Below are 10,247 nucleotides of genomic sequence, written 5' to 3' on the forward strand. Positions count from 1 at the left end.
TATCGTAAAACCTTTTTAACCGAAATGGCGTAATTGTTGATAACTTGTTACAATAGCCAGAGGTCTATTAATTCATATTATTAATAGCTTAGGGCATTAAAATACAGAAAGGTATACTAATGGAAGCGAAATTTTCTCCACGCGTCAAAGACGTGATATCATATAGCAGGGAAGAAGCCCTGCGTTTGGGCCATGATTATATTGGCACAGAGCATTTATTGCTGGGACTTATCCGGGAAGGAGATGGGATGGCAATAAAGATTTTAAAAGGTTTAAGTGTCGATACTGCCCGTTTGCGCAAGTCGGTGGAGGATTCTGTGAAGGGAACATCCAGTACGACTGTTAATCTGGGAAATATTCCTTTAACCAAACAGGCAGAGAAGGTGTTGAAAATCACTTACTTAGAGGCTAAAATATTTAAAAGCGATATTATCGGTACAGAACATTTGCTCTTATCTATTTTGAGGGATGAAGATAATATTGCATCGCAGATTTTGCAGCAGTATAATGTGAACTACGATATATTCAAGGCTGAAGTTGAGAATAATAAGGAAGGTTTCCGTGATGAAGCTCCGGGTTCACCTGCAGGTGACGATGATTTCAGGGAAGAAGAAAGCTTTAGTCAGCCAAAAAAGGTTTCTGACATTAAATCCAAAACCCCGGTTCTGGATAATTTTGGCCGGGATCTGACGCGTGCTGCTGAGGATGGTAAACTGGATCCTATTGTGGGTCGTGAAAAGGAGATTGAACGAGTATCCCAGATTTTATCACGTCGTAAAAAGAATAATCCGATACTGATTGGTGAACCGGGTGTGGGTAAATCTGCGATTGCAGAAGGACTTGCTTTACGAATTATCCAGCGTAAAGTATCTCGTGTATTATTTAATAAAAGGGTAGTTACCCTGGATCTTGCTTCTTTAGTTGCGGGTACAAAATACCGCGGTCAGTTTGAAGAAAGAATGAAAGCAGTGATGAATGAACTGGAGAAATCTCCTGATGTCATTCTGTTTATTGATGAGATCCATACCATCATTGGAGCCGGTGGGGCATCAGGTTCGCTGGATGCTTCGAATATGTTCAAACCAGCATTAGCAAGAGGTGAAATTCAATGTATCGGTGCAACCACACTTGACGAATACCGTCAGTATATTGAGAAGGATGGAGCCCTGGACCGCCGTTTCCAGAAAGTAATGGTTGAGCCGGCAACTCCGGTTGAGACTATTGAGATCCTGAACCGCATTAAAGAAAAATATGAAGAGCATCATGGTGTAACTTATACTGATGAGGCTATCAACGCATGTGTTAGTTTGACAACACGTTATATCACTGACAGGTTCCTGCCTGATAAGGCTATTGATGCCCTTGATGAATCAGGGTCACGAGTTCACCTGACCAATATCCATGTGCCACAGAATATAATTGATGTGGAGCAAAAGATAGAAGAGATCAAAATTGAGAAGAATAAGGTGGTTCGCAGTCAGAAATATGAGGAAGCTGCCAAACTTCGTGATACTGAGAAAAACCTGCTTGAGGAGCTTGAAAAAGCAAAAAGTGAGTGGGAAGCAGAAACCAAGACTAAGCGTTATACCGTAACCGAAGATAATGTTGCCGAGGTAGTATCCATGATGACCGGTATCCCTGTTCAAAGGGTTGGTCAGGCAGACAGCATCAAATTACTGGGAATGTTTGATTCAATCAATGCGAGAGTAATCGGGCAGGAAGATGCGGTTAAAAAATTAACAAAGGCTATTCAGCGTACGCGTGCCGGATTGAAAGATCCTAAAAAACCAATCGGCTCCTTTATTTTCCTGGGCCCAACCGGTGTCGGAAAGACAGAGTTGGCCAAAGAACTTGCCCGTTTCATGTTTGATACTGAGGATGCATTGATTCAGGTTGACATGAGTGAATACATGGAGAAATTTGCTGTTTCACGTTTAGTGGGAGCGCCTCCGGGATATGTGGGTTATGAAGAAGGCGGACAACTGACAGAAAAAGTCAGAAGAAAACCATATGCAGTGGTACTTCTTGATGAGATTGAAAAGGCTCACCCTGATGTGTTTAACATACTTTTGCAGGTACTTGATGAAGGTCAGCTTACGGATAGTTTGGGCCGTAAGGTTGATTTCAGGAATACAATCATTATCATGACTTCCAATATCGGAGCCAGACAATTAAAGGATTTCGGACAGGGAGTTGGCTTCAGTACAGTGGCAAAATCTTCACAAGCCGATACTTACTCAAGGGGAGTTATAGAGAATGCACTAAAGCGTGCTTTTGCTCCTGAGTTTCTGAATCGTGTGGATGATGTGGTTGTGTTTAATTCACTGACCAAAGAAGATATCTTCAAAATTATTGACATTGAATTAAAAGCATTATTCGACCGGATTCATGGATTAGGTTATGAAATTAAATTGACCGAAGCAGCTAAAGATTTCATCGCCGAAAAGGGTTATGATTCAAATTTTGGCGCACGACCGTTGAAACGTGCTATTCAGAAGCATCTGGAAGATCCGATCGCTGAAGAGATCCTGAAAGGAGAGCTGGCAGAAGGAGATACAATGGAGGTGGATTACGACAAGGAGAAAGAGGAAATCCGGATTATCGCAAAAGCCAAAACCGCTAAAAGAAAGAAAGAAGAAAAGAAAGAAGAATAATCAGATTTAATTTCATTATTAAGGGCTGACAGATGCAACTGTCAGCCCTTTTTTTTCGTCCTCATTATACAGGCCTTTCCTGGATAACATCAAAGGTTCCATCCCGCACTTGCGTGATAACAAACTATAAAAATAATTAGATGAAAAAATCGGTCTTTCTTTTTGCCATGAGTATTATGTTGTTAGGTGCAGGATGCAAAAAGGAATATATTGTCCCTAACCGCACCATTTTTGCAACGCTTAACCCCGGGAACTGGATTAAGCTTGATGGAGGCCGTAGCTATACCGCTTCAATCAATATGCCTGAGATCGATAATTATTTCAATGACTATGGAGCCGTTCTGGTTTATATTTCCTTTGATAATGGGACTTATGAACAGATTCCTCAGGTTTACAATGGTGTTTCCTATAGTTATTTAACCCGTTCAGGACAGATTGTGATGGAAATACAGAGCTCTGATGGAATAGGAACAGTCACTCCACCGGGATCGGTAAAAGTTAAGATTGTGCTTATCGAATCAATCTGATATAGTTGAGAGTGGAGAATGGAGAGTGGAGAAAAGAATCGTACTTCAGAACGCAAAAAGGCCCGTTCTATAATTTTAGAATGGGCCTTTTTTATAAATGCAGGGCGTTTAAAGCCTTAGGGATCGATTGATATTAACCCTCACCATTCTCAACGCCTAAACGATACATCACATCATCACTTACCCCGGTAGAAGAATATCCCCCATCGTGAAACAGATTTTGCATGGTCACCATACGGGTGAGGTCAGAGAATAAGGTGATACAATAATCTGCACAGGATTCTGCATCAGCATTTCCAAGTGGTGCGATTGCGTCGGCATAATCATAGAAGCTGCCAAAACCCTTGATTCCGGTACCTGCAGTAGTTTTTGTGGGAGATTGTGAAACGGTGTTAATACGAACTTTTTTATCCAGTCCGTAGTGATAACCGAAACTCCGTGCAATTGATTCAAGCATAGCCTTAATGTCAGCCATATCGGTATAGAAAGGGTAGGTACGCTGGGCTGCCATATAAGTCAGCGCAACTACACTACCCCATTCGTTTATGGCATCCATTTTCTTCGCTACACTTAACATTTTATGTAAAGACAGGGCAGAAACATCTATTCCTTTTTGAAAGTATTCATAGTTAAGCTCAGGGTAAGGAATTTTCTTGCGAATGTTAACACTCATACCAATGGAGTGAAGGACAAAATCGATTTTTCCGCCCAGAATTTCCTGAGATTGAGTAAAAAGATTAGTCAGGTCTTCTACGCTTGTAGCATCAGCCGGTATAATTTGTGATCCGGTGGCTGCAGCCAATGTGTTAATTTCACCCATCCGCATGGCTATTGGTGCATTGGTAAGAACAAATACAGCACCTTCTTCATGAGCTTTCTCTGCGACTTTCCAGGCAATTGAATTTTGATCCAATGCTCCTGAAATGATTCCTCTTTTACCTTTCAGTAAGTTATACATATGATTGATTTTGGTTTTTGACTTAAATAAAAAGCTAAAGTTATTATTAATCTCTAATTCTAAAACTCTTTAAAAATTTAAGAGTAATTCCCGGGCATTTTGAATCGCAGATTCTCCCGGATTATTACCACTGAGCATTTTTGCAAGTTCCAGTACCCGTTCTTCTTTATCCAATTGCCTGATCTGGGTATGTGAAATTTCGCTTTCTTCATCCTTGTAAACACAAAAATGAGTGCTCCCTTTACTGGCAATTTGTGGTAGGTGGGTAATAGCGATAACCTGCATATTTTTTGATAATTTCTCCATAATATTCCCAACTCTCAATGCTATCTCTCCCGAAATACCGGTATCGATTTCATCAAATATAATTGTTGGAAGTGCGGTATGTATAGCAACCAAAGACTTAATGGCCAGCATTAATCGTGAAAGTTCACCCCCGGAAGCTACCTTGTTCATTGGCAAGGGAATCTGTCCTTTGTTTGCACTGAACAGATATCTGATCTGATTATTTCCGTTTGTGTCGAATTTCCCTTCAGGGAGTGTTTCATTTATTATTTGAAGAACAGCATTTGGCATACCAATTTCTGATAAGGTTTGCATGACTTGTGTTTCTACCTTTGGGATACAATCAGTCCGGCGCTTACTGATTGTATCTGCCAGTTCTATCATTTCCTGATGTAACTTATCACTCTCGGTTTTTAATTTTTCAATATCTTCATCAGCAAATAGAATGCTGTTAATTTTTATGGAAAACTGATCCCGGATGGCTATTAGTTCGGTATCTGAGTTTACACGATGTTTCTTCTGCAGGGAATATAGTAAATCCAGGCGTTCATTTACTTCTTCAAGTCTTGATTCATTAATCAGACTCCTTTGTTCAATGTTTTCCAATTCAGAAATAAGGTCTTTAATTTCTATCAGGCTACTGTTGAGTCTTTCAGTGATTTTAGCAATTTCAGGTTTAAATTTTTCTGCATTAGCCAAACTGATTAATGCCTCTTTAATTTGTGCAGCAACTGAGGGCTCATTCTCACTCAAAAGGCCAATTGAAATAAGTAAGCTTCTTTTGATCTCCTCAGCATGAGTCAATTCACTTTGTTCTTGTTCAAGTTCTTCCTGCTCACCCAAGGCTAATCCTGCTTTTTCGAGTTCGTCATACTGAAACTGGAAATAATCGAGATCTGCTTTGTTTTGCTCACTAAGACTAATCATTTCCTTTAAGCGTGACTGAGCTATTCTGTATGCTTTGTAGGTGCTTCTGTAATCAGAGAGAAGGTCTTCATTCCCTGCAACCGTATCTATGACCAGTAACTGAAACTCTTCATCATTAATTTCAAGTGTAGCATGCTGCGAATGAACGTCGATTAGTTTTTCTCCGAGTTTCTTGAGCAGAGCCAAATTAACAGGGGTATCATTGATGAAAGCCCTTGTTTTACCATCGGATGAGATTTCCCGTCTTAAAACCGTTTCACGGTCATAATCCAGATCATTTTCCGTAAAAAAATCTTCAAGACGAAATCCATTTACTTCAAAAATTCCTTCGATCACACATTTTTTTTGCTGGTTGAAAAAGTACTTCCCTTCAGCACGTTGCCCTAAGATTAAGGAGAGTGCACCAAGAATGATAGATTTACCTGCTCCAGTCTCGCCGGTCATGATATTCAGTTCATTGGAGAATGAAATATCCAGGTTATCTATTAAGGCATAATTCCTAATTGCCAGTCGCTTGAGCATGTATTCGAAAAGATTTGAGCTAAATTAAGTATTTTGATTAATTGTACCTGCATTCATGAAATCACCTGTTAAGGTTTTTTCAGGGATTCGTACTTTAAACTGTTTGAAGGATCTATCACCGACAATGCGTTGTAGGCCTTCAGCCTTTCCTGGGGTTCAGCAGAGCCAAGTATATTAACTATTTCATCAGCTTTAGCAGTAAAAAAGATCTGATTTAAGATTGAACCTTGTTTCTGTCTGTCGATTTTCTGAAGTTGCGGGATAACAGAAAGAATCGCTTTTCTTCCTTTAGCCTGATTTTCAGCCATGACATCCAATCCATATCTATGATAGATATAAAGGCTTTCACGAAGAGGATTGAACGACTTATTCATTAGATTCTCTACAAGCCAGAAGCGGTTTCTAAGGTTTTCAAAAGCTTTCCATCCGCTATGCGGGGCGGCTTGTGCATTGTTCAATACTGTTTGAGCTTTTTCGAAATAGTCTGAACCTCCGAATTTCGAAAAGGAGTCATAATCCATCCCTGTGATGATGTAGGCATAAAACGCGAGTAATGAGCTCAGGTTATTGATGTAGTTTTGTTCCGAAAAATCGAGAGGCTGACCTTCAGAATAGGTAAAACCAAAATCCCTGTCACTTATATTCAATAGGGTACTGCTGTAAGAACTATTGAATACCGGCCTGTTTGATTGAATCTGGGCCTCTGCTTTGAAATTGCTTGACCCATCCCAGTCGGTAATTGTGATTACAAAATTGCAGTCAATCCTCTCCTGGGGCTGAAGTGCATCTGCAGACCATCTCTTGTTATTTAAGAAATCTTTGATACTTGTTTCGAGTATATCAAGTAGCCGTTGATTTGAGTTTGCCAGTTGGGGTGCCAGGATCTGGACACGGGCATTCAAATCCTGTGAATGGACAGCCTGAGATAGGATTAAAAGAAAAAAACAGATCAGGTATTTCATCCTAATAAATCTAAGACTTTTTTGCAGATATCTGCTGCAACTTCAGTTTTCGGTTTTAAATCAAATGTTTTTTTATTCAGTTTCCGGTCAATGATGGTAATCTTATTGCTATCATTTTTAAATCCTGCACCCTCGTCTCTGAGTGAATTCAGAACAATGAAATCCAGATTTTTCTTTTCGAGTTTCTTAATAGCGTTTTCTTCCTCATTATTTGTTTCAAGGGCAAAACCGACAAGTATCTGGCCGGTTTTTTTTTCTTTCCCCAAAGTTGCCAGTATATCCGGGGTTTTGATCAGATCGATTACGAACTCTGAACTATCCTTTTTGATTTTGGTAGGAGAGATGTCTTTAGGCCGGTAATCCGCAACGGCAGCACTTAATATGGAGATGTCAGTCCCGGCAAAATTAGTTATAGCTGATTCAAGCATTTCTTCGGCAGACGTGACGTCAATTCTCTTAATGCCCTGATTGTTAAGACTGAGCGATGTTGGTCCTGTAACCAGTACAACTGAAGCGCCTAAAGCAGCGAGTTCTTCAGCAATTGCAAATCCCATTTTTCCTGAGGAATGGTTGCCAATAAATCTGACGGGGTCGATTGCTTCGTAGGTTGGACCTGCAGTTACAAGCGCCTTTTTACCTCTTAGCGGAAGTTTTTTTTTTAATTCACCACTCAGGACTTGAAAAATTGCTTCAGGTTCTGCCATTCGGCCATCCCCTGTTAGTCCGCTGGCTAATTCACCATAGTCTGGCTGAATCATTTTGTTCCCAAAACCAATCAGTGTAGCAATGTTCTTTTGTGTTGCGGGATGTTTCCACATATCCAGATCCATTGCGGGTGCAAAGTAAACCGGGCATTTTGCGGAAAGATACACGGCTGATAGTAGATTGTCACATAATCCATTAGCGAATTTAGCCAGAGTATTAGCGCTGGCAGGGGCTATGATCATCAGATCAGCCCACAATCCTAGTTCTACATGATTATTCCAGCTTCCGGTATCAGTGTCGAAATAATTGATAAAAACAGGATTTTTGGAAAGTGTTGAAAGCGTTAAAGGAGTAATGAAGTTACAGGCATCCTTTGTCATCACAACCCTGACATTTGCACCGGCTTTAACCAGTAAACGTACCAGAAATGCCGATTTGTAGCTGGCAATACTGCCACAAACGCCCAGGAGAATGTTCTTATTTATAAGCATAGGGCAAAGATTTACCCATCTGAAAGCATGCATGGTGCATAGCACATAAAAGTACTATGCTCCCTTGCTTTGTTAGTTTTGCTCTTTAGAGGGATTGCGGTAATAAACCTTGTTGTTTAAAAACTCATCAACAGCAATAAGCGATGGCTTAGGCATGCGCTCATAGTGTTTAGATATTTCTATTTGCTCACGGTTTTCAAACACCTCTTCTAAATTGTCATTGGATGATGCAAATTCTGCCAGTTTACCATGAAGTTCCTCTTTAAGGTTATTCGCAATCTGGTTAGCACGTTTACTGATAATTACAATCGACTCATAAACATTGTCGGTTGTTTTATCCAGTTCACGAACATCACGAGTTACTGTAGTATTTGGAATAAGGGGTTTAGTAGTACTCATTTTACTTGTTTTTTATGTCTTCTTTTTTACTTTCTTCTGCAGCTTTGATTTTTTCTTCCTGTGCTTTCATTTCTGCTGTTTGCAGAGCGATCAGTTTTCTTACATCAATAATTGCTTTCTCACTGCTTTTCTTTATATCTTCCGCTTCTTTCAGGTATTTACTTGAAGGATAATTCTGTGCAAATTCATTATATAACCCGATGGCTTCATTATAACGATCTTCCTGTTTAATTTCAAAACTTGCTCTGGCATATAATGCCTGAGCTTTAATGGTCAGGAATTCCATTTCTTCGGCATATTTTGTGTCGGGAAACTCACGTGCTGAATTTCTGAATGCAATCACTGCCGATTTGTAATCCCCAATGTCCAGGAATAATTTAGCGTTCGCATACGACTTAGTTTCAAGTTTATCACGTAGATTTCCAATCAATTTACTGGCCTCGGCAACCCGTTCACTTTTTGGATATAAGTTTATAAATAACTGTAATGATTCGATTGCTTTTATCGTGTTCTCCTGATCAAGTGAATATATCGGAGATTCCAGATAAAAGCAATAGGCAGCCATGAACCGGCATTCTTCTGCTTTTGGGCTCGAAGCATACGTGTCGGCAAATGTTTTAAAATGATATCGTGCAGTTGTATAATCCCTTAATTTATAATGTGTGTATGCAAAATAATAGGATAGGTCTTCTGCTTCAGCAGATCCACGATATTTGGTTACAAGATCACTAAATAGTCCAAGCGCTTTATTGTAGTCCTTTTTCTCATAAAGACGCACCGCTTCCCGGTACTTTTTGGCGGTATCATTGCTTGCACGAAGTTTTTCATATTTGCTTTTACAGCCTGTAAACGCAATAATTATAACCAGTAATATGCTTAGGGATATGTTAAGCTTATTTTTAAACATTCTGCAAAGATAAGGTAAATCGGTAAAATTTCAATTATTAATTGATACTCATTATTATATACGCGAAAATATCCCTTTGTATATATATAGGCAGATGTTTAACATTCTTTAACAAATTTGAATTCTAATTTCATCCAGGGTGCAGGTGGAATTATAGCGCTCGGTTTGAATGCTTATTCAGTAAGAAAAAATTTTTCTTCAGCTTTCAGCTTTCAGCTTTTAGCTTTCGCCTTTTAGCTTTCGCCTTTTAGCCTCTGCCTGGATTCTGGGGGCGACCCTTTGTGAGGGTTCGGGCTATTCGCTTCAATCTTTTTAAAAGCAATGCTTTTGGAGTATTTAAGATGTTGTTTAATCTGTTTTAAATTTTTCCTGCTTGTTTCCAGCGACTTAAGTAAATCTCATTAATTAATTGTTCATTACCCTTGTGTAGTGTATTGAATTTACATACCTTTGCAACCCGCAACGAAGGAGATGTGGGATGTTATTTGAGGGTTTTGGAGGAAAAGGAGGGGGTAGATTAGTGAGGAGCGTGGGTGAAAAGGCTCAGCGAAAAAAACTTCAAAATAAATTTGGCTTAAGTAGAAAATGTTTCTACCTTTGCAGTCCCAACAAAAACGGGATACTACAACAAGCTGATGGCGCGATGCCTGGAGCGATAAATACTGAAAGATTTAGCTGGTAGCAATACCAGATAGATATATGCCAACCCGCGAGGCGAGGGCGCAACGTTCTTTAAAGAAATGTCAATTGAAGTATAACGAGTAATAAGATACTTTGTTATTTTAAGTTAAATACGAACATAGATATAATTAATACTAGTTCTATTTGAGATATAATAGGGCTAGGACAAACCAACATTTTACAATGGAGAGTTTGATCCTGGCTCAGGATGAACGCTAGCGGCAGGCCT

Annotated in this window: 8 protein-coding genes; 2 read left to right on the forward strand and 6 right to left on the reverse strand. The window is 39.5% G+C overall.

The features are described 5' to 3' along the window. Window positions 1-119 precede the first annotated feature (119 nt). Both Q8S11_RS09460 and Q8S11_RS09465 read left to right on the forward strand, forming a co-directional pair. Window positions 120-2,654 carry an ATP-dependent Clp protease ATP-binding subunit gene (locus Q8S11_RS09460; protein WP_305661846.1) on the forward strand — a complete coding sequence of 845 codons (2,535 nt, stop codon included), beginning with the start codon at window positions 120-122 and terminating at the stop codon, window positions 2,652-2,654. Window positions 2,655-2,794: 140 nt separating this feature from the next. Beyond that, window positions 2,795-3,181 (forward strand): hypothetical protein, encoded by a 387-nt coding sequence (locus tag Q8S11_RS09465; RefSeq protein ID WP_305661847.1) that lies wholly within the window; start codon window positions 2,795-2,797, stop codon window positions 3,179-3,181. 133 nt (window positions 3,182-3,314) lie between these two features. Here Q8S11_RS09465 and Q8S11_RS09470 read toward each other — a convergent pair whose 3' ends face one another. The 6 genes from Q8S11_RS09470 to Q8S11_RS09495 all read right to left on the reverse strand — a co-directional run bounded on the left by Q8S11_RS09470 (window position 3,315) and on the right by Q8S11_RS09495 (window position 9,337). Next, the gene (locus Q8S11_RS09470; protein ID WP_305661848.1) at window positions 3,315-4,139 is read right to left on the reverse strand and encodes an enoyl-ACP reductase; all 825 of its coding nucleotides are present in this window, start codon (window positions 4,137-4,139) and stop codon (window positions 3,315-3,317) included. A 69-nt stretch (window positions 4,140-4,208) separates the two neighbouring features. Beyond that, on the reverse strand, window positions 4,209-5,873 hold the full coding sequence (recN, locus tag Q8S11_RS09475) for a DNA repair protein RecN (protein ID WP_305661849.1): 1,665 nt from the start codon (window positions 5,871-5,873) through the stop codon (window positions 4,209-4,211). A 68-nt stretch (window positions 5,874-5,941) separates the two neighbouring features. Further along, window positions 5,942-6,835 carry a DUF4835 family protein gene (locus Q8S11_RS09480; protein ID WP_305661850.1) on the reverse strand — a complete coding sequence of 298 codons (894 nt, stop codon included), beginning with the start codon at window positions 6,833-6,835 and terminating at the stop codon, window positions 5,942-5,944. Next, on the reverse strand, window positions 6,832-8,031 hold the full coding sequence (gene coaBC / locus Q8S11_RS09485) for a bifunctional phosphopantothenoylcysteine decarboxylase/phosphopantothenate--cysteine ligase CoaBC (RefSeq protein ID WP_305661851.1): 1,200 nt from the start codon (window positions 8,029-8,031) through the stop codon (window positions 6,832-6,834). The genes Q8S11_RS09480 and coaBC overlap by 4 nt, the downstream gene beginning before the upstream one ends. A gap of 72 nt (window positions 8,032-8,103) precedes the next feature. Then, window positions 8,104-8,430: a DNA-directed RNA polymerase subunit omega gene (locus tag Q8S11_RS09490; RefSeq protein ID WP_305661852.1), complete on the reverse strand. Its 327-nt coding sequence runs from the start codon at window positions 8,428-8,430 to the stop codon at window positions 8,104-8,106. 1 nt (window position 8,431) lies between these two features. Further along, a complete protein-coding gene (locus Q8S11_RS09495) occupies window positions 8,432-9,337 on the reverse strand; it encodes an outer membrane protein assembly factor BamD (RefSeq protein ID WP_305661853.1) in 906 nt (301 codons plus the stop codon). Window positions 9,338-10,247 lie beyond the last annotated feature (910 nt).

The sequence above is a fragment of the Daejeonella sp. genome (assembly GCF_030695525.1).
Classification (GTDB): domain Bacteria; phylum Bacteroidota; class Bacteroidia; order Sphingobacteriales; family Sphingobacteriaceae; genus Daejeonella.